The organism is Shinella zoogloeoides (assembly GCF_030733845.1).
GTDB lineage: Bacteria > Pseudomonadota > Alphaproteobacteria > Rhizobiales > Rhizobiaceae > Shinella > Shinella zoogloeoides_C.
Genome location: NZ_CP132311.1, coordinates 2,299,134 through 2,319,264, shown reverse-complemented (window position 1 = coordinate 2,319,264; position 20,131 = coordinate 2,299,134). Strand labels below are relative to the sequence as shown.

Genomic DNA, 20,131 nt, shown 5'->3' with positions numbered 1-20,131 from the left:
AGCAAGAGATACTATGACAATTTTGTGCTGTGGTTCGACATTCTTCGCGCTGCCGTCGTCGTCGGTGGTTACGCATGGATTGCCTGGTCATGTCTTGTGAGGCCCGCCGGAAATCGATTGGGGCCTGCTCAAGAGATATTGCCTGCGGCCCGCGAAGTGATTGGCCGAGATGAGAATGGAGTGACAAGCATGAATCGAATTCCGGCCCCGGCCCGTATCGACAAGTCTCTCTTTTCGGGCGACGCACATGCGCACGAAACCAAGTACGGTTTGCCCTCGAAGGTCAAGTTCTGCGTTCGCTGCGTGATCTCGAACCAGCGCCCCAATTCTGCGGTGGAGTACAAGCACACCAAGGAAAGCAAGAAGGCGACGATCGCCTTCGACGAAGAGGGCGTATGCGACGCCTGCCGCTTCGCGGAAAAGAAGCAGGCCGGGATCGAGTGGGAAGAGCGCGAACGGCGGCTCGTCGCCCTGTGCGATACGTTCCGCAGCCGCAACGGCAACTATGACTGCATCGTGCCGGGTTCGGGCGGCAAGGACAGCTTCTATGCCTCCCATATCCTGAAGACCAAATACGGCATGCATCCGCTGACCGTGACCTGGGCGCCGCATGTCTACACGGAATGGGGCTGGCGGAATTTCCAGAGCTGGATCCATGCCGGCCACGACAATCTGCTTTCGACGCCGAACGGCCGCGTGCACCGGCTCCTGACGCGCCTTGCAGTCGACAACCTTTTCCACCCCTTCCAGGCCTTCATGTTCGGCCAGAAGGCGCTGGCGCCGAAAATGGCGCTGCTGCACAAGATCCCGCTCGTCTTCTTCGGCGAGAACGAGGCCGAATACGGCAACCCTATCGGCGATACCGAAACGGCCAAGCGCGACTGGTCCTACTTCACCTCCGACGACCAGTCGAAGGTGAGCCTCGGCGGCGTGCCCATCCCCGATCTCAAGGCGCATTTCGGCGTCGAGCAGCAGGATCTCCTGCCCTACCTGCCGGCCAATCCGTCGGAGATCGAGGCCCAGGGCGTCGAGGTCCACTATCTCGGCTACTATCTCAAATGGCACCCGCAGAGCTGCTACTACTACGCCGTCGAGCATGGCGGCTTCCAGGCCTCGCCGGAAAGGACGCCCGGCACCTACAGCAAGTACAACAGCATCGACGACCGGATCGACGACTTCCACTACTACACAACCGGCATCAAGTTCGGCCTCGGTCGGGCGAGCTACGATGCGGCGCAGGAAATCCGCTCCGGCGACATCACGCGCGAAGAAGGCGTGGCGCTGGTCAAGCGTTTCGACCATGAATGGCCGGAACGTTTTGCCGAAGAGATCTTCCGCTATCTCAGCATTCCGCCGGAAGAATTCCCGGAAGCCAGTCGAATGTTCGAGGAGCCTATTCTGACGCGAGACTATTTCGACACGCTTGCCGACACGTTCCGCAGCCCCCACCTCTGGAAGTGGGAGGGCAACCGCTGGCAGCTGCGCCATGCGGTCTGGCAAGAAGCCGCCGACGCCGAGGCTGCTCTGTGAAGAACGTCCGGATCGCCGACCACGCGAAGAGCTTTATGGTCGATGCCCTTGATACGGCAACTTGAATCGAGACGGATGACCGGCTGCGACGCAATAAAAGCGACCATGAGTTGTTCCCGTCTGGACAAGCTTATCAAATTCTCGGCTCCGCCGCATCGCGATAGACGCAACGCGCTAATGCTCGTCGTCCTGAGGCCGAGCCTCAGTCCATGCGTTGTTCGCTTCCGCCTCGCGATATGCTGCCAGTTCAGCAAATCCAGCGCATCGTCCGCCTCTTTCGATCCGCAACCCATCCGAGCGTACTTACCTCCGCCGATAATGCTGTGAAGATGTGGTTAGACGGCCCACATGCCCAGTGCCGCCTTCGCAGAGACCGCATCGCGTTTCGGTGTGCGAAAGCGTTGGCTTTTTTATGTCACGGCATCCCCTCAAGGCACTACTGCGATTTGCAACCCGTACGACAATGCGCGCCCGATCCACATGCCGGCGGCAATTGATAAAATGCCTGCCGTTTCCTTCAGGGTTCGCCCAACGCTGAATGTTACCAATGCGAGTAGACGATCATGCAATGCTGTTCTGGGTTAGAGAACGGAGGGGTGATGGAAGCTGGATCGATCATCGAAATCACAACAAAGCCTCTCGGGCAAATTACCCCGGGGGATTGGGTAATTGCAACCGTCGCAGCGCTTGCGGCTGGATGGGCTATTCACTTCGCGCTCAACGAGCTCTTCCGAGCCAGGGCAGCGCCCGTTTCAAAATCACCAACCGAGAGCCGGTTCCGGAATGTTTTTGCCATGATGGAGGAAAGCAGACGCCAATCGCTCATCCGCTATCATATGGAAAAGTACGAGTGCGATCGAGAGGAAGCCATGCGCCGGGCGATGGACGAGCGTAGTCGCGAATCTGATAGATGGAATTAGGCTTGTTGCGGGAGGCGGTTTGCCGGGGAGCTCGCAACCCGCGCAGCTTTGCGTGCGTCAGCGACCGCTTCTCCTTGCGATGACAATTCAGGTCTCTCCGAATCGAATTCGACCTTGTCGCCCTCACGTATGCTGAAGTGGAATCTCGGCATTTGCGTCCTCCATTCGCAAAATCCGCGATGCCTCTGTTCCCGTTCCGATGGAAATCGACGACCCGGTAAAGGCAGGCCGCCGCATGGGGCGGGGCATGAGGGGGCAGCGACCTGGACCGTTTCCGGTGAGCGATTTCCACACGAGACGCACTGCGGGTCAATTCAACACTAGGTTCTAGCCGAGGCCATATCCCGTACGACCTTCGAGCCATATTTCTTCACCCGCGAGAGCTGCACCCCGCCTTGGACTTGCCGTTCACAAGCCGCGCGTGCTTCGAAGGTCTAAACTTAAATCCTCTCGAAACTGGGGGGAAAAGCTCCATAGCTGACCACGCAGCACGCGTGCAAGTAGCCGCCGACGAAGCCAACATAGCAAATCGGCGGGATCCCTGATTAATCTTCGCCTGGGCGCACAGTAGGCATCTCGTCTCGGTCGCAGGTGTACACTTTCGCCTCGTCTGCGGCTCTCAAAAAAGCCCTTCTCGCGGTCTCAGCGTCGCCAAGCCCTTCAAGAGCATCCAGACAAGCTTTGCAGGCTTTCCGTAAAGCCTTCCCGTCTTCCCGCGGCCATTGTCCTATCAGGACGCCGGCAGCCTCCTCAGCGCTGGCGATCGTGCGATACTGGCCATGTCGCTGCGTCTCGAACGTGACAGGCTCACTCCACTGGCCGCGCTTCATCGCTAGCATGCTCCTCATCATCGTCGGCGCGGAGATATCCTTGTCCGATCAACCAGTCCCGGGCGATGACCGCAAGCACTTCCTCGCGGGTAATTTCTTGCTCCAGGGCAAAGCGGTCCAACGCGTCTTCAATCTCTTGCGCCAGGTCCATCATTCCACCTCCCGAAACGATCATAACGGAAGCCGCTCGGCAGGACGTGCGGAACGCTTCGCGGCTTCCGGCCTGCGTCAAAGTGCAGACATTATGAGATATGGGCGCACAGGCGGCGAAGGCAATTGCGCCGGTCTATTCGGGTTGTCATTCGTCCCCCGCATACTCTTTCATAGTCGCCCGCAAGCGTTCATCAGCCTCTCCTTCTCATCGTCATCGAAGAGGCCGATATACTTGACTGAGCCGCTGAACCAGAACCCCGCGAGAGGATGTCAGCCTGCACCCTATCCGGCGCACCCCTTCCTCATCAGTGCATTCTCGATCGCTTGGCCCTTGCGCTTCGCAACGGCGACCTGGCCTTCCTTGTCGCCACCGAACCTGCTCGACATCGGCACTCGGGTCAAGAACACGCCGTATGGATCCCCGTTGGCTGAACGCACGGATTTGAATCCCGCTATCCGCTCCAGCTATTTGGCCAGCGCTCTGCGCTCCATTTAAGCAGACCATTTATCATGCTGTTCTACAGTAGGTTTGCACTCGCTGTACTTACAGCGGCCGTGTCGAGCTTCCAAATCAACGCTTCAGTTGCGGCATTTCTGCCAACGTATCGGCGGATAATCCTGTCGACGTTCTCTTCTTTCCACCCTAGGATCTCCGCGATGATACGCTTGTCGAGGCCGGCATTGTAGAGCTTCGTCGCTGCCGTGCCGCGAAGATCATGGAAGTGAAGATTGCGCTCAAGCTTCGCGTTCTTCTTCGCCTTGTTGAAAACGGATGCAAAGCCATTAACCGTCCACTGCCGTTTTCGACTGTTGGTGAGCACGATCGGCGATCGTATGGGGATTTCGTCGAGCAAATCGCTGAGTTCCCGATAGAGGGGAATTACAACCTCTCGTTGGTGTCGGCTCTTACCCGTCGTCATCCTGATCGTGTTCTCGCCGACGTGCGACCATGCTAGCCGGAAGAGATCGCCCGCGCGCAGACCCGTCAGAGCAGCGAGGCGGATGGCGAAGTTTGCCTCGGCAGAGCAATAGGCGAGCATACTCTGCATCTCGGACGCCTCCCAGATAATCGCCGCCCGGTTGGAAGAGCAGAGACGTTTAATGCCTTCGCACGGGTTCATGCTGACCTTCGCGAGCGGGTCAACTGCGTAGGACAAAACGCGCGAGAGAACCTGCATGCCGTAGTCGGCCGTGCGGGGAGTGGCAGCATAGTTGGCACGCCACTTTCGGATGCGGGGCCGGATCTGGTCGGGTCGGTCAAAGTTTTTGATCCGCAGACAACCGAAGTGTTCATCGACCCGGTCGAGCCAGCGAGACCAGTTTTTCTTCGTACTGTCAGCAAGCTTCTTGTAGTCGTCGCTGCGCTTGTAGAAGGTAATCAGCGCTGAAAAGCTACTCTCATCGGGCAAGCGGATTCTCTCCACCGCTTCGGCATATGCCTTCTGAAACGCAGGCGTGCCAAGCGCCGCGAAGATACGAGGCCCCCCGCGCCACGCATAGGTATACGTTTTGCCCTTCGCCTTCACGACGTGGACGCCTTTGTGCTCAGCTGTAACCATGCTTTCTATCGAACTCCGCAAGCGCATGATCAAGGTCGGATTCCTCTGTAACGGCAACCCTAACAGGGTTGAAGTCTGGCGCCACGCGGAAGACGAAACCATTGACTTCGATCTCGGCGCGCACACCTTCACGCTTCGCGAATTCGGCCAGTCGCTTCATTTCTGAGCGCTTAAATGGAATTGTTGCGGGCATGTGTTGCCTTTCGCTACGCTAGTATTGCTTCAACATATGATCGATGGCCACAAAAGCAGGCGCATCGCTGATATGCAGGGGCCTCGTTCCCAGGCAGCGCTTTGTAGCTCCGCATGGATTTGCGCCTGAACGGTATTTTAATCCACATTGACCTGTTGGTTGCAGGCGCATGGCGTTCAGCCGTGAAGATCGTAGCTGATAAAATGCGCCCACTTCGTGGAGGCTGAAATGCAGCAATACGATGCCTTGTGCAGCCGGTCGTTGTCGAAGAACCAGCTAAATTACTTCGGGCCGCGGACGCGAAATTCGTAGCTAAGCCGTCGTGGTTGGCCGACCCCCGATGACGGCTTGTGTAGGCTTTCATTGCGAACTTCTCACCGGAAAACATTGCCAATGACGAAGTATGCTTCATGGTCAAGAAAAACTCAAATGACGGTGATGCCGCGCGTTTGTCCCACCGACAGTGGCAATTTGACAAGGCAGATTGGGACGGGACTTGAATATGCTACACGGGCAAAAATCGGTCGCCGTCTGGCCGATATGTCGCACCGAGAAGGAAGACGTGTTTGGTGATGTGCTTTTTCGCTGCAGATGGCGATGCTCTCGTACGGCCGACTCGGCGTCTTTCTTCGATTAAGTGACGCCGAGTGAATAGCCGGAACGATCAGGAGAATAGACGAAAACGCTAGCCTAGAGCGACGGCTGGCCACCCAAGGCGTGCCGGCGCGTGGATTCCACGATATGGCCGTAACCACGCGCATGATGCCGAAGACGAAGACGGTGTCGGAGGTGTGAGCGACGCGGATGTGATCGGCGCTCGCCCGAATTATCGCTGGGCTATCCTGGAAGACAGCTCGCGTATACGGCGCGAAAATCTCTGTCCCATTAACTTCCAAAGGAGCCTTCGTTCAAAAGTTAGGAGATTGTTCTCCGGGGCCCAGGCAGCGGGTTCTACCAAATCTAGCACGCATGTTAACTTGGCGTTAACCCTATCGAGATTGTAGTGAGGACAACCAGCCATAGCTCATGAAGAGCAGAATTACAATTTCAAGACGAGCTAATATGACGAGCATTCACACAAATGCGAGCGCAATTTCTGCGCTCCAGACGCTGCGCACAGTCACCGCAGATCTCCAGCACATGCAAGCGCAAATCTCGTCTGGGAAACGAGTCCAAAATGCTGTCGACAATGCCGCATATTGGTCGATTTCTACGACGATGCGCTCTGATCGCATGGCGATATCAGCGGTTTCTGACGCGCTCGGACTCGGTGCCGCAAAGGTCGATGTAGCTTATTCAGGACTCTCATCCGTGATTGACATTCTCTCGGAATTTAGTGGAAAGCTCGTTCTGGCGGCGGAAGGTGGCGTCGATAAGTCAAAGGTCCAGGCCGAGCTGGAGCAACTAAAGCAACAGGTGCTGGACGTCTCGATGTCCTCAAGCTTTAGTGGCGAAAACTGGCTAAATACTAACATTCCCAATATCTACGATAATGATCTGAACCGAACCGCCCTCGTAGCCTCCTTTGTTCGAACTCCTTCCAGCGGTGTAGCAGTCGAGACCATCGACTTCCATCGTTCCGAAGTTTCGCTTTTCAATAGCGCGGGCGGCGGATTGCTACAGGCAGACGCACGCGATTCGAAAACGATCGGCGGCATCCGAGGCTTCACTCCTACCCGTCCGATCGTGACCGATTCGACTGCATACAATGGGAGCGAGGGAGCAGGCTGGATGATCCCTATGGGCACGACGGGGAGCTCTGGCAGCTTCGCCCTTGACGCATTTCCAGTAGGATCGACACTTGATTTTACTTCGCCAGGCGCCGAGATCAGCTTTGATATCATCCTGGATAGGGAAGCGTCCAATCCCGATAGTGAGCCCGGATTGTCAGGTGAATTGCAGGATTTGCCTGGACCTTTCTATGCGGGATATACTGCCTCAATTACCATTACCAAGGCGGATGTTGACGCTTGGAGACCTGAGCTTGGTGGCAAAATCACGACAAATACGGAGTTTGCCGGCCTCCTCAGCTATAAGCTTCACCCACATGGCGCATACGTCTCGGCAACGAGCCGAATTGAGTCGCCGCCGGGTTCTCAGAACTGGATCCACGACCCCGAACGGATGTCGATTCAGACGCTGCAACATCACGGGGATGGATCCTACGTTGAGATTGCCAACCTCACCAGTGTTGGCATCAGCACGGGAGGGTTGAGGGAAGCTTCTGATTTCGGACGTCGCGGCTCTGGCATGAACCTGGCGTTTAAGGAGTTTATTGTCCATGAAGATGGCGACAACGTCGACGGGGTAGAGATTAGTTTTGCTTTCGGCGTTAATAACGCCGCTCCTAAAGCCTATTCCTTCAATCGGAGTTATGTGAACGACATTCTTGGCAAAGAAACCGGCAAAGTCGAAACCTCCGACGAAATGGCTACACTTCTGAAGAGTTTGCTTGATGAGGACTGGCCAGACCTTATCATCGAGGCGAAATCACCCTCCGCAGTTTTGATTAAGTCGGACCCTTCTGTCGATCGAGCTTGGGGAAGTGGAACGCGTCTGGAATTCGACAACATACGGGTCAGCATAGAGCCTTTGCCCACCCTCAACTTTCTTGAAATCGATGTGGAGCAAAACCCAGATATGATTGCCACTTACATCGACTATATGGATGTCGTCGCCGGAAGGGTAACAGATGGTGCCACATCACTTGGCGCCCTTCACAAGCGGATCGATATGCAAGCTGAGTTTGCAGCAAGAATGATGGCAACATTGGACAAGGGTGTTGGCCGCCTCGTCGATGCCGATATGAACGAAGCGTCGCTCCGCATGAAAGCTATTCAGACCCAGCAGCAACTCGCCACTCAACTCCTGTCGATAGCGAACTCGAATACAGAGCATATGTTGCAGCTGTTTCGGTAGATTGTTTCATCCAGGAACGTGTCGCGCAGCCGTCCATAGTGGCTTTCGCTAACGAACGTTTTGGCTCTGTTTGCCAGGTGCTAAGGGTATCGTGTGGTTCGACATGGCCTTGAGCTCGTTGATGAACGAAAGGGCCTCCCGGATGTTCGACAGGCGACAACTCTCAGGTCATGGCAGGGTCCGTCGTTTCAAAGTACATCCCTCTCGACGTACTGGTGTGTCAACGGCGGAGTAAAAACCGGCCACGGGGCGGAGCAAAAGTCGGCCACCTTGGCGCGCGCCTGAGACCGCCGGGAGGGCGTAGCCCGAGCGGGGGTCTCAGGCGCGCGCGGCGATTTTCAGAGAAGGCGTCAGCCGGCCTTTCGGGCGCGGCTTTGGGCGAGACGGTAGCTGTCGCCGTTCATCTCGAGGATGTTGACGTGGTGGGTGATGCGATCGAGCAGGGCGCCGGTCAGACGCTCGGACCCCAGGGTTTCCGTCCATTCGTCGAAAGGCAGATTGCTGGTGATCATGGTCGCACCGCGCTCGTAACGCTGGGAGATCAACTCGAACAACAATTCCGCGCCGGTCTTGGACAGCGGCACGAAGCCCAGCTCATCGATGATCAGCAGCTTGTAGGCTGCCATCTGCTTTTGGAAACGGAGCAGACGCCGCTCGTCACGCGCCTCCATCATCTCACTGACCAGGGCGGCGGCCGTGGTGAAGCCGACGGACAGCCCCTTCTGGCAGGCCGCCAGTCCGAGGCCGAGTGCGACATGCGTCTTGCCCGTGCCGCTGGGGCCGAGAGCGATCACGTTCTCGCGGCGGTCGATCCACTCGCAACGTGCCAGCTCCAGCACTTGCATCTTGTTCAGCTTGGGGATGGCTGTGAAGTCGAAGCTGTCGAGGCTTTTGACGACAGGGAATTTGGCCGCCTTGATCCGGCGTTCGACCTTGCGGCGATCGCGTTCGATCATCTCCCGTTCGGCAAGCCGGAACAGGTAGTCGATGTGGTCGACGCCCTCGGTGGCGCATAACCGGGCCAGCTTCTGATACTCGCGCTGGAAGGTCGGCAGCTTCAGGGTCTTGAGATAGTGGGCAAGCAGTATCTCGGGTGCTTCGGTGCTCATGCCGCTTCTCCCGCATCAGACGACAAAAGCCGCATGTAGGCTTTCGCCGAGGTCTTCTCGACCGTCGCCCTCGGCAGGTAGGGATAGATCGCCAGGTCCAGTCGAGGTGGCCGTCGCTCGACCCGGCACAGGATCAGATGCTTGACCGCATCGAATCCGATTGCGCCGAGCTGGATTGCCTGCTTCACCGCCGCATGCAGGTCGGCGAGCTCGAAGCTCTCCAGCAGGCGCAGAACCTGAACGTATTCCCGCCGACCATGCTTGGCCATGCGGCCTTCCATCAGCCGGCGCAGCGTAGCGAACTCTTCCGGCAGGTCCCAGCCTTGCAGAGGGGCGGCCTGATCCAGGGAATTGATCTTCTGCTCGATCAGCGGCAGGTAGTGGATAGGGTCGAAGACGACGTCTTCCCGATCCCAGCACCGCGGATGGCGAGCAATGATCTCGCCACGGCAGCCGATCACCACCTCGTCGACATAGCCCCGCACCCAGACGTCCTGATGACCGTAGGCGACCGGCACGGAATAGTCGTTGGTCTTGTAGCGCACCAGGGACTGGGCCGTTACGCTGGTGCTGGCCTGATCGCAGGCATCGAAGGGTGATGTCGGCAATGGACGCATGGCCGCCAGATCCCGCTGCAGGCGCTCGCCGATCGTCTCGCTCTCGCCGCGCAGCCTGTCGCGCTGGCGTTTGCGGCACTGCTCCTCCAGAAAGGCGTTGAACGCATCCCATGTCGCAAACTGCGGGATCGGCACCATGAAGTTGCGCCGGGCGTAGCCCACAAGGCCCTCGACATTCCCTTTGTCATTGCCCTTTCCCGGCCGCCCATAGCGATCCCGGATCAGGTAGTGGGACAGGAAGCCGCTGAACAACACCGCCCGCTTGCGTGTACCGTCGGGCAGGATCTTTGCGACCAGGCAACGGTCGTTGTCGTAGACGATCGACTGCGGCACGCCCCCGAAGAAGGCAAATCCATGGATGTGACCGTCCACCCAGGCCTCGGCCACCGCCGCCGGATAGGCCCGAACATAGCAGCCATCACTATGCGGAAGATCCAGCACGAAGAAGCGGGCCTTCTGTTCCACACCGCCGATCACCACCATCGCCTCGCCGAAATCGGCCTGCGCGTGGCCCGGCGGATGGGCAAGTGGCACGAACACTTCCTGCCGGCGCTGATCCCGCTCGCGCATGTAGTCCTTGATGATCGTGTAGCCGCCGGTGAACCCGCACTCGTCGCGCAGGCGGTCAAATACCCGCCTGGCCGTATGCCGCTGCTTGCGCGGCACCTTCAGGTCCTCGTCGAGCCAATGCTCGATCGTCGAAACAAACGCATCCAGCTTCGGACGCCGGATCGGTGATCGCCGCTGGTAACCGGGTGGCGTCGAATACGACACCATCTTCGCCACGCTGTCGCGCGATATGTTGAAATGCTTCGCCGCCTGACGCTGCGTCATCCCTTCCGAAACAGCCAGACGAACCTTCAGATATAGTTCCACGGTGTAGATCCCCTGTCCCTCCTGCGATCATTGCAGAAGGAAGATAGGTGGCCGGATTTTACTCCGCCCGCAGCAGCATTATGCCGCCGCTACCGTGGCCGACTTTTGCACCGCCGCTCTCAACCGTGCGGCCAAATTAGAGTTTTGTCGCGCTGGCGGTAGTTTTAGGGACTGATGGCGAGCCAGATTTTGTCCAATGTTCCGATATGCGAGGCCCGCACTAACAGCAATCGATGGTTTCCAGTGCGCGCGGCAGCGAGATAGCCAAACGCGGAAGTCGAACCAAATCCATAGAAGAGTAACGCCCCTGCCAGACACGTCGTTGGACTGCCGACACTGCCCGGCATTCAAAGAAATAGCGCCGAGGCCACCGATCAAGAAACCGATGAGCAGACGAGAGATCATGAATCTGATCAGGGGAGGCATGATTGAACATCTCAATGCGGCTTCCCGCGGGCGACCGAGAAGACCGCCCCGATCATCCCGCCTGTGACCACGCCGGCGGATCCGCCGGCAAGGCCCCCGATAAGACAGTAGAGGATCGTCAAGGCCTCAAGCTGTGGCGCCATCACGATCGCGGCCACGACGCCGACTGCCGCGCCTACCAGCCCCAGCACAAAGCCGAGACCCGTCACGGCATCCGAGGGATCGACCACAACGCGGTGGTGGTCGATCTGTTCATAGCGTTGAGGTTCGTCATCGACCATCTGAGTCTCCTTCTCCGGCCAAGTTGCGCTGCCGGTCGACGACCGGCGCGTCCTCGTCATTTTCGAGCAGAATTCTTGCGGCAGCGCCGTCGAGGTCTTCATATTGCCGGGCGCGCAGAGACCATAGGAAGGCCAGGAGGCCGGCGATGCCCATGATGATCGAAAGCGGGACGAGGAGGCCGATGGCTGTCATGCCTTCGCCTCCACAATGGTTTCCACAGTGCTGCTTCCGGCGCTGGCCTTCCGCGTGAGGCGTAGCGCATTGGCAACGACGATGAGCGAGGATGAGGACATCGCGACGGCCGCGATCAGCGGCGTCGCATACCCCAGGAAAGCAATCGGCAGGCTGACGAGGTTGTACAGCACCGCGAGTGCGAAATTCTGCCTTATGAGGACCGACGCCTTTTCCACGGTGTCGAAAATATCCGTCACCACACGCAGGTCGTCACCGAGAAACACGAAATCGGCGGCGCTGCGTCCGATATCACTGGCCGAGGCGGGGGCCATGGATGCATCGGCGGCACGTAGCGCAGGCGCATCGTTGATGCCGTCGCCGACCATCAGCACCCGGCGTCCACGCTGCTGCAAGTCCTTTATCGCATGCACCTTGTCGCGGGGCAGGAGCCGGGCGCGCCTGTCGTCGATGCCGAGCGAAGTGGCGACGCTCTCGACGGCTTGCGGGCAATCGCCGGAGAGCAGGACGATATCGATGCCACGGGTTTTCAGCGTGGCGACGAGATCACGCGCCCCGCGGCGGACGTGCTCGCCGAATGTGAAATAGGCAAGCGCCTCGCCGTTTTTCGCGAGTACCGTCATTGCCGCTCCGCCGGAGGCTGCCAGCGCCCATTCCGGCCGGCCCAGCCGATAGAGATCGGCTCCAAGCCTCCCTTCCATTCCCATTGCCCGCTCTTCCCGCAGATCCGTGAAGACGGGTAAGCTGGCCGCGGGGCTTGCGGCAGCGATCGCCCTCGCTATCGGATGAGCGGAAGCACCAGCCAGCGCGCTGGCAAGCCTGAGCGCTTCCGGCGCGATTCCGGCCGGGGCGAACAGGCGGGGCGTTCCCGTTGTCAATGTCCCGGTCTTGTCGAAGACCACGGTGTCGATCTCGCTCAGGCGCTCGAAGGCGGAGCCATCGCCCGTCATGACGCCGCGCTCGAAGAGACGACGGGCCAGCACGACCTGTACCATGGGAACGGCGAGCCCCAGCGCGCAGGGGCAGGTGATAATGAGGACGGTGATGGCGATGGTGAGCGCGGTGTGCACATTGCCGGTCGCCAGGAACCAGGTCATGAAGGCGACGGCAGCGAGGCTGTGGACGACGGGGGCGTAGAGGCCGGCCGCGCGGTCGGCGAGCCGCTGGTAGCGCGAGCGGCCGTCTTCGGCGGCCGTGATCATCCGACTCATTTCTGCGACTGTCGAGTTTGCCGGCGCGGCGGTGGTGCGCAGCACGAAGGGGTTGCCGATGTTGAGTTCCCCTGCGCGCACGGCCTCGCCCGCGTTGGCGCGCCGCCACAGGCTCTCGCCAGTGACGAGAGCGGCGTCAAGCTCGGCGCGGCCTTCCTCCACGACGCCATCCGCCGGTATGCGCTCGCCCGCGGCGATGCCGAGGCGCATGCCGGCCTCGACCTCGCTTAAGTCCACATAGTCGCGCGTGCCGTCGCTCCGCAGCACGCTCGCCCCGCGCGGGATCAGTCGCGTCAGGGCGGCGACCGCCGAGCGTGCCTTGCCGCGCATGGCATGGTCCAGAACCCGGCCAACGAGGAGGACGAAGATCAGCGACGTGGCGGCCTCGAAATAGGCGTGCGGGGCGTTCGTGGCGGTATCGTAGAGGCTGAGCGCGAACGTGAGCAGAATCCCGACGGAGATCGGCACGTCCATGTTGGTGCGGCCATGGCTGAGCGCCCGCCAGGCCGAACGGTAGAAGCCCGCGCCCGCGTAGAACACCGCCGGCAACGCAAGCAATGCAGAAACGACGTGAAATGTCTGGCGCGTCGCCCCATCCGCACCCGACCAGACTGAGACGGAAAGCAGCATGATGTTCATGGAGCAAAAGCCGGCGACGGCAAGCGCGCGCACGAGGCCGGCAAGGGCAGGGTCCTCGCCATCGATCTCGGTTGCCGGGAGGTTGGCGTCATAGCCGATGGCGGCGAGTGCGCCGACAATGTCGGGGGCCGCGCTTCCATCCTGTTTCCAGTCGATGGTGACTCGGCGTAGCGAGAGGTTGGCGCGTGCCCGCTCGACGCCCGGCACCCTGGCAAGGGCGGACTCCACCGCGCCGATGCAGGCGGCGCAGTGCATGGCGGGTACCGAAAGCACGCTCTGCCGCCTCCCGCCGCCGATGTCCCGGCTGGCCATCGCCAGTTCCTCTGCCGAAACACTGGCCCGCCAGGGCGGCACACCCAGTCCGATCTCGGCGGAGCAGCAGGACATGGCCGCTACCGCATCTCTTTATAGGCGTGCCAGGTGGCGTGCCCGAGCCAAGGAAAGACCACGATCAGGCCGAGAAGCCCGGTCGCGACCGAAAGGAGGAACAGACCGAGCACGATGGCGCCCCAGGCCAGCATCGGGGAGAGGTTGTTCCACACCAGCGCCGTGCTGACGCCCATTGCGGTCAAGGCGTCGACGCGCCGGTCGAGCAGCATGGGAATGGAGAAGACGCTGACGGCGAAGGCGAAGCCGGCAAAGAGCGCGCCGATCAGGCTGCCGACGACGAGCATCGCCCAACCGCTCGGGGTGGTGAAGAGCATCTCGGCGATGTGGTCGAGCCCAGGAAAGGGGCGGACGCCGAAGAACAGGGCATAGACCAGAACGGCCGCGCGCATCCACAGGAGCATCAGCATGGCCAGCAGCATGCCGGTGAAAAAAACCTGCGCGCCTGCCATGGGCTGCACGGCGAGCATGGAGCGCAGCGTCGGCCGCACCCCGGCCTCCAGATCGCGGCTCTTGAGATAGAGGCCGGCAGCGACCAGCGGACCGACGATCAGGAAGCCCGCCAGTGCCGGGAACAAGAAATAGTCCCGTCCGGTATCGAACATGTAGACGATGAACACGATCGAGGCGAGGAAGACTGCGAGACCGTAGAGGAGGCTCGGCACGGGGTTCCTCCACAGGTCGCGCCAGCCGCTGGCGAGCCACTGCACGGGCGCCCGCGCGGAAAGGTGGCGCTTCCAGCGTTCGTTGCGCGTTTCCTCGATATCCGAAACCTCGGATACGAGTTCGGGTGTCTGCTGCCTTGCGACCATCTCACCGTCTCCCCGTCAGCATGCGGACTTGGCCGCGCGATATCCGCCCGGCGTTCCGCTCTTGTCCTTCAGATGCGCCACGCAGCCCGGCTCGCTTGAGACGGCGACGTAGACGAGATGAGCATTGGCGCCCACGAATACGGCCACCGCCGCCGCTGTCAAAAGCCATAGGAGGTGAAACCGTCGTGTGCGGGCGGGCGCGGCATTCGTCATCTACGGCGTCCTCTTTCCGAGGTCGTCGACATAGAGCGCCAGGACCTTGATCTCGACCGGCGCCAGCCGCTCGTCCCAGGTCGGCATATGGCCCTGCCGGCCGCCGTGGATGGTCGCGATGATGCGCTGCAGGCTACCGCCATAGATCCACCTGTTGTCCGTGAGGTTGGGCGCGCCCAGCTCCGGATTGCCCTTGGCATCCTCGCCGTGGCAGGCAATGCACGTCGTCTGGAAGACCTCGCGTCCGCGGTCGATCTGCTCGACGTTCTCGGCGGTGGAAATGGCGGGGTCGCTCAGCGAGCTGACATAGGTGGCGACGTCCAACACTTGCGTGGCATCGAGCATCTCGTCGCGCCCGAAGGCCGGCATCTGCCCGACGCGGCTTTCCGCATGGCGGGAATTGACGCCCACCGTCAGCGTCTGCGCGATCGCCTCCGGCCCGCCGCCCCAGATCCAGTCGTCGTCGGTGAGGTCGGGATAGTTCTCGCGGCCCTTGCCGTCGCGGCCGTGGCAGGCGGCGCAATTGTCGCCGAAGAGCTGGTGGCCGTTGGCGCGTACCGTCTCCATCAGCCGCTCGTCGGCGCGGACCTCGTCGTACGACAGGTTCTCGATGCGTGAGGTCCAGGACGCCCGCGCGCCTGCTCCCTCCTTGATCGACGCCTCGACGGTGGTCTTCTGGTTCTCGCCGAGCACGCCCTTGGTGTAGGTTCTGCCGAGCGGCCAGGTGGGCATCAGTACCCACCAGAGCACGGCAAAGATGTGCGTGACGATCAGGAAGAGCAGCACGCCGCGCGGAATGGGCGTGTCGAGTTCCCGGATGCCGTTCCAGATATGGCCCGTCGTCTTGCGGCCGCTGACGGGATCGACCTCTTTCACTTCCATGGGCCATCGTCCTCGTCGAAAATCTCCCGCTCCGCCCGCTCGAAGCGCTCCCGGTTGGAGGGCAGGAAGGTGTAGATCAGCACACAGATCGAAAAACCGATCAGGTAGAACAGGCCCCACATCTTCGAGCCTTCGAGCAGTGTCTCATGGGTCAACGCCATCTCGTCACCTCAATTGTCCGGATCGGGCATCTGTTCGGGCGCGGCGGTGTTCTCGTACGCCGCGCGGGTGAGCTGGCCGAGCACCTGGAGATAGGCGACGAGCGCGTCCATCTCCGTCACGTTGGTCGTCACGCCGTCGAAGGCCGAGACCTGCGTCGCCTCGCCGTATCGCTCCGTCACGCCCGACGACTGCTCGCTGTCGGGTATGGCCTGGCCATAGGCGTCGCGCGCGGCGTTCTCGATCATCTCGTCGGTATAGGGCACGCCGACGGCGCGCTGCGCGCGAAGCGCAAGCGGCAGATCGGCAAGCTTCAGCGGGGTCGTTCCCAGCCAGCGGTAGGAGGGCATGTTGGATTCCGGCACCACGTCGCGCGGATTGTTCAGATGGGCGACATGCCAGAAATCCGAATATTTGCCGCCGATGCGGGCAAGATCCGGGCCGGTGCGCTTCGACCCCCACAGCATCGGATGATCGTACTGGGATTCGACAGCCAGCGAATAGGGGCCGTACCGCTCCACCTCGTCGCGCAGGGTGCGGATCATCTGCGAATGGCAGGCGTAACAGCCCTCGCGCACATAGATGTCCCGCCCGGCCAGTTCCAGCGGCGTATAGAGCCGCATGTCGGAAACGGTCTCGACCGTATCGTCGATGGTGAAGAGCGGGGCGATCTCGACGATGCCGCCGACACTGGCGGCGGCGATGATGGCCAGCATGAAGCCCGTTGCGGAGCGTTCCAGTTTCCTGTGCATCAGTTCCGGCATCGGCTACTCCGCAGGCGTGGGGGTTGCGCCACCGATCGGCCGCTCGTCGACGGGCAGATCCTCATCGAGGGGAAGCACGGCGGTGACGGGGCTACGCACGGTCATCCAGATGTTGTAGGCCGCGACCATCGCTCCGATGAGGAAGAGAAGGCCGCCGAAAGCGCGCGCGATATAGTAGGGATACATTGCCAGCAGCGTATCCACGAAGGAATAGACGAGCGTGTTGTCAGGGGAATAGGTGCGCCACATGAGGCCCTGGATGATTCCGGAATTCCACATCGCGAAGACGTAGATGAGTGTCCCGGCCAGCGCGAGCCAGAAGTGCACCTCGACCAGAACCGCCGAATACATCCGCTCGCGCTTCCAGATCGCCGGCACCAGCGTATAGAGCGAGCCGAAGGTGATCATCGCGACCCAGCCGAGCGCGCCGGCATGGACGTGGCCCACCGTCCAATCCGTATAGTGAGAGAGCGCGTTGACAGGGCGGATCGCGAGGAACGAGCCTTCGAAGGTCGACAGCCCGTAGAAGAACGCCGCCATCATGATGAAGCGCAACGTCGCGTCGTCGCGCACCTTGTGCCAGGCCCCGTTGAGGGTGAGCAGCGCGTTGCCTGCGGATGCCCAAGAGGGCACAAGCAACATTACGGAAAAGGTCATTCCGAGATTCTGTACCCAGTGGGGCAGGGCGGTGTAGTGCAGGTGGTGAGAGCCCGCCCACATATAGAAGAAGGTAATGCCCCAGAAGCTGAGGATCGACAGCCGGTAGGAGAAGATCGGCCGCTCGGCGCGCTTGGGCAGGTAGTAGTAGAGCATGGCCAGGAAGCCGGCGGTGAGGAAGAAGGCGACGGCGTTATGCCCGTACCACCATTGCACCATGGAATCCTGTACGCCCGCCCAGATCGTGTAACTCTTGGCGTGGGCAAAGGAGAGGGGAACCGCGAGGTTGTTGACGATGTGCAGGATGGCCACGACGAGGATGAAGGCCATGTAGTACCAGTTGGCTACATAGATATGCGGCTCTTTGCGCCGGGCAAGCGTGCGCACGTAGAGCACGAAATAGGTCACCCAGACGATGACGAGCCAAATATCGGCGTACCATTCCGCCTCGGCATATTCCTTGGACTGGGTGACGCCGAGGAAATAGCCGGAAATCGCGATGAGACAGAAGAGGTTGAAGCCGAACAGCACGATCCAAGGCGAAAGCTGGTCGGCCAGCCGGGCGCGCGAGGTGCGCTGCACCACGTGGAACGAGGTGGTGATTAGCGCATTGCCGCCGAACCCAAAAATGACGCCGGACGTATGTGCCGGGCGGATGCGGCCGAAGCTCGCCCAAGACGTATCGAAGTTGAGGCTTGGCCAGGCGAGCTGCGCGGCGGCCCATACGCCGATGAACATGCCGAAGATCGCCCAGAACAGTGTCAGCCCGACGCCGATCTTGATCGGATCGTCATAGTAGCGGGTGAGGCGGGCGGGGCTGGGCGGCGTTCCGAAGGCACCCGAGAGGAGAACAAAAAGCAGAGCGAGGCTGTAGAGAAGGACCATCGCGCCGTGAATGCCGAGCACATCCGAGCGTCCTGCGGCGGCCATCGCGATGCCGATGATCGCAAGGACGATCAGGATGATCGCACCGAAATCCCGCTCCCCCGTCGTGAGTTGCCCCATCGTCGACGTCTCCCCGTGTGGTTGGTCAGCACTCCTGCGGAGGGAACTTGAACACGACGTCCCGAATTCAAGGGCGATGGGCGCGAAAAAATCAAAGGACACACAAAATCCTGTTGAATTTGACGAATCGCAATTCTGAGCTGGGATTTTTCCGGGACTTAGAATGCTGCGGCCCAAGCACACTCGCCCCGCCTACAATGAGCCTTGTACCAAGGTGGGCGTTTTACCTTGCTTGTACTCGAACGCGCCCCATATCCACGCGTTACTAGTCGCAGGCGTGCGCGAGATTATGTGGCTTGAGGTGCGATGACCAAAAACAACGAGTTGCAGCTTCAATCTGAAAGTCCGGAAGTCAGGATGGCGTTGTTCGATTTTGCATTCGACCATGCCCCAATCGGGATTGCGCTGGTCGATATCCGTGGGCGCATTATCCGGGGAAATGCCGCATTCGCCGAACTCGTGGGCCGGCCGCTCGTGGAAGTGACGGGGATGGCATTCGCGGATTTTACTCATCCCGACGACCTGGAAGCCGATCTCGCGCTTTTCCAGGATGTGCTCGCGGGAACAAGGGATGGGTATTCGATCGAAAAGCGCTACATTCGGCCGGACGGCGCTGTGGTTCACGTTCTCATTCATATTGCTGCGATGCGCGACGAGGCAGGTGAAGTCATCAGGCTGATTTCGCAAATCCAGAACATTACGGATCACAAGGAATACGAGCGGCGGCTTGCCGAGCGTGCGGCGCAGCTGGAACTTGCGATGGAAGCTGTCCGTGGCGGCTTCTGGTACATGGACGTTGGTTCGCGGCAATTCGAGACCTCGGACAGGCTGGCGCAGTTTATCGCCGGTCCCGCTGCGGCTCGCATGGATCTTGAGAACTATCTGAAACGGGTCAACGTCGATGACGGTGCGACCGCCGACCTTACCCCGCTCCTTGCGGGGGAGGTCGATCAAGCCGTCGCCGAGTATAGGCTGGAAACGATAGTGGGAGAACGGTGGATGAGATGTGACCGTCGGCTGCTTCGTGATGCTGAAGGGAAGCCGCTCAGAATTGTCGGAATGGCGATCGACTTCACCGACGAGCACAATCGTTTCACCGACCTCGAGCATACGTCCCGGCGAGACGCGCTGACAGGGTTGCTTAACAGGCGCGGATTGAGCGCCAGCTTCTCCAAGCTCATCGCTCCCAAGGGATATTCGGTCCTTGCAGTCGATCTCGACGGCTTCAAGCCGGTGAACGACATCCACGGTCATGCTGCGGGAGATTCGGTTCTTGTCGAGACGGCGAGAAGACTGTTGTCGTGCGTCAGAGGTGCCGATCTTGTTTGTCGCACCGGCGGAGATGAATTCCTCCTCGTCGTCGCAGGAACGGAAGACACCGGGAAAGCAGTCGCCGAGCGTGTGGTGGCCAAGATGCGGGCGCCGGTTGGAATCGTTCAGGGTAGCGTAGATGTTCGGGCGAGTGTCGGAGGAGTATGGGCGAAGGCAACGACAGACTTAGATCAACTGCTAGGCGCGGCGGACAAATTACTCTATGAAGCAAAGGCTAAAGGAAAAGACCGATGTTGTTTCCAGACGATGCGGGAAAGAACAGCGCGAGCTTAATAAATCTATTGGACGGGGACCGCATATCCTCGAGCGCGGCCATCTCGTGCCCAAAAAGGCATCTCGAAACGTGGGCTCGGCCGTCCAAATTCCTCGGGCCGTATATGCGGCTTGAGCTGAGAGCGCGTTGCTGACGGGCTCTTTATTGCCGCCACTCCTTTTCAAGCGCTCACGGAGCAGGCCTTTAGAAC

The 20,131-nt window shown here is 60.2% G+C and carries 19 protein-coding genes; 4 read left to right on the top strand and 15 right to left on the bottom strand.

Going from position 1 to position 20,131, the window contains the following annotated elements; translation table 11 throughout:
* Positions 1 to 189 precede the first annotated feature (189 nt).
* Positions 190 to 1,530, top strand: a complete 1,341-nt coding sequence (locus tag Q9316_RS12470) for an N-acetyl sugar amidotransferase (RefSeq protein ID WP_306031932.1) — start codon at positions 190 to 192, stop codon at positions 1,528 to 1,530.
* A 599-nt stretch (positions 1,531 to 2,129) separates the two neighbouring features.
* On the top strand, positions 2,130 to 2,450 hold the full coding sequence (locus Q9316_RS12465) for a hypothetical protein (RefSeq protein ID WP_306031931.1): 321 nt from the start codon (positions 2,130 to 2,132) through the stop codon (positions 2,448 to 2,450).
* Between the two features lie 545 nt (positions 2,451 to 2,995).
* Here Q9316_RS12465 and Q9316_RS25675 read toward each other — a convergent pair.
* The 4 genes from Q9316_RS25675 to Q9316_RS12450 all read right to left on the bottom strand — a co-directional run bounded on the left by Q9316_RS25675 (position 2,996) and on the right by Q9316_RS12450 (position 5,185).
* Entirely contained in the window at positions 2,996 to 3,280 is a 285-nt protein-coding gene (locus Q9316_RS25675; protein ID WP_371877911.1) for a DUF982 domain-containing protein, read from the bottom strand.
* Positions 3,258 to 3,434 carry a hypothetical protein gene (locus Q9316_RS12460; protein ID WP_306031930.1) on the bottom strand — a complete coding sequence of 59 codons (177 nt, stop codon included), beginning with the start codon at positions 3,432 to 3,434 and terminating at the stop codon, positions 3,258 to 3,260. The genes Q9316_RS25675 and Q9316_RS12460 overlap by 23 nt, the downstream gene beginning before the upstream one ends.
* Positions 3,435 to 3,951: 517 nt before the next feature.
* Complete coding sequence (locus tag Q9316_RS12455; protein ID WP_306031929.1) at positions 3,952 to 4,992, bottom strand: tyrosine-type recombinase/integrase; 1,041 nt, start codon at positions 4,990 to 4,992, stop codon at positions 3,952 to 3,954.
* Positions 4,979 to 5,185: a hypothetical protein gene (locus tag Q9316_RS12450; RefSeq protein WP_306031928.1), complete on the bottom strand. Its 207-nt coding sequence runs from the start codon at positions 5,183 to 5,185 to the stop codon at positions 4,979 to 4,981. Before Q9316_RS12450 ends, Q9316_RS12455 begins: the two co-directional genes overlap by 14 nt.
* A gap of 1,062 nt (positions 5,186 to 6,247) precedes the next feature.
* Here Q9316_RS12450 and Q9316_RS12445 point away from each other — a divergent pair.
* Positions 6,248 to 8,104 (top strand): flagellin N-terminal helical domain-containing protein, encoded by a 1,857-nt coding sequence (locus Q9316_RS12445; RefSeq protein ID WP_306031927.1) that lies wholly within the window; start codon positions 6,248 to 6,250, stop codon positions 8,102 to 8,104.
* Positions 8,105 to 8,454: 350 nt separating this feature from the next.
* On the opposite strand, the gene istB is transcribed toward Q9316_RS12445, so the two are convergent.
* The 11 genes from istB to ccoN form a co-directional block, all read right to left on the bottom strand.
* A complete protein-coding gene (gene istB, locus Q9316_RS12440) occupies positions 8,455 to 9,213 on the bottom strand; it encodes an IS21-like element helper ATPase IstB (RefSeq protein WP_242218626.1) in 759 nt (252 codons plus the stop codon).
* Positions 9,210 to 10,706 (bottom strand): IS21 family transposase, encoded by a 1,497-nt coding sequence (gene istA, locus Q9316_RS12435; RefSeq protein ID WP_431522392.1) that lies wholly within the window; start codon positions 10,704 to 10,706, stop codon positions 9,210 to 9,212. Before istA ends, istB begins: the two co-directional genes overlap by 4 nt.
* A gap of 437 nt (positions 10,707 to 11,143) precedes the next feature.
* Entirely contained in the window at positions 11,144 to 11,413 is a 270-nt protein-coding gene (locus Q9316_RS12430; RefSeq protein ID WP_306031926.1) for a hypothetical protein, read from the bottom strand.
* On the bottom strand, positions 11,403 to 11,606 hold the full coding sequence (gene ccoS / locus Q9316_RS12425; RefSeq protein WP_306031925.1) for a cbb3-type cytochrome oxidase assembly protein CcoS: 204 nt from the start codon (positions 11,604 to 11,606) through the stop codon (positions 11,403 to 11,405). The genes Q9316_RS12430 and ccoS overlap by 11 nt, the downstream gene beginning before the upstream one ends.
* Positions 11,603 to 13,843 carry a heavy metal translocating P-type ATPase gene (locus tag Q9316_RS12420; RefSeq protein ID WP_371877910.1) on the bottom strand — a complete coding sequence of 747 codons (2,241 nt, stop codon included), beginning with the start codon at positions 13,841 to 13,843 and terminating at the stop codon, positions 11,603 to 11,605. Before Q9316_RS12420 ends, ccoS begins: the two co-directional genes overlap by 4 nt.
* A 5-nt stretch (positions 13,844 to 13,848) precedes the next feature.
* Entirely contained in the window at positions 13,849 to 14,655 is an 807-nt protein-coding gene (locus Q9316_RS12415) for a DUF2189 domain-containing protein (protein ID WP_306031923.1), read from the bottom strand.
* Positions 14,656 to 14,670: 15 nt separating this feature from the next.
* Positions 14,671 to 14,868 carry a hypothetical protein gene (locus Q9316_RS12410; protein ID WP_306031922.1) on the bottom strand — a complete coding sequence of 66 codons (198 nt, stop codon included), beginning with the start codon at positions 14,866 to 14,868 and terminating at the stop codon, positions 14,671 to 14,673.
* Positions 14,869 to 15,750, bottom strand: a complete 882-nt coding sequence (gene ccoP, locus Q9316_RS12405; RefSeq protein WP_306031921.1) for a cytochrome-c oxidase, cbb3-type subunit III — start codon at positions 15,748 to 15,750, stop codon at positions 14,869 to 14,871.
* The gene (locus tag Q9316_RS12400; protein WP_117371767.1) at positions 15,741 to 15,911 is read right to left on the bottom strand and encodes a CcoQ/FixQ family Cbb3-type cytochrome c oxidase assembly chaperone; all 171 of its coding nucleotides are present in this window, start codon (positions 15,909 to 15,911) and stop codon (positions 15,741 to 15,743) included. The genes ccoP and Q9316_RS12400 overlap by 10 nt, the downstream gene beginning before the upstream one ends.
* Positions 15,912 to 15,920: 9 nt before the next feature.
* Positions 15,921 to 16,673 carry a cytochrome-c oxidase, cbb3-type subunit II gene (gene ccoO / locus Q9316_RS12395; protein WP_306031919.1) on the bottom strand — a complete coding sequence of 251 codons (753 nt, stop codon included), beginning with the start codon at positions 16,671 to 16,673 and terminating at the stop codon, positions 15,921 to 15,923.
* 3 nt (positions 16,674 to 16,676) lie between these two features.
* The gene (ccoN, locus tag Q9316_RS12390) at positions 16,677 to 18,335 is read right to left on the bottom strand and encodes a cytochrome-c oxidase, cbb3-type subunit I (RefSeq protein WP_306031918.1); all 1,659 of its coding nucleotides are present in this window, start codon (positions 18,333 to 18,335) and stop codon (positions 16,677 to 16,679) included.
* Between the two features lie 306 nt (positions 18,336 to 18,641).
* Between ccoN and Q9316_RS12385 the strand changes: the two genes are divergently transcribed.
* Complete coding sequence (locus Q9316_RS12385; RefSeq protein ID WP_306031917.1) at positions 18,642 to 19,940, top strand: GGDEF domain-containing protein; 1,299 nt, start codon at positions 18,642 to 18,644, stop codon at positions 19,938 to 19,940.
* The last annotated feature ends 191 nt before the right edge of the window (positions 19,941 to 20,131 follow it).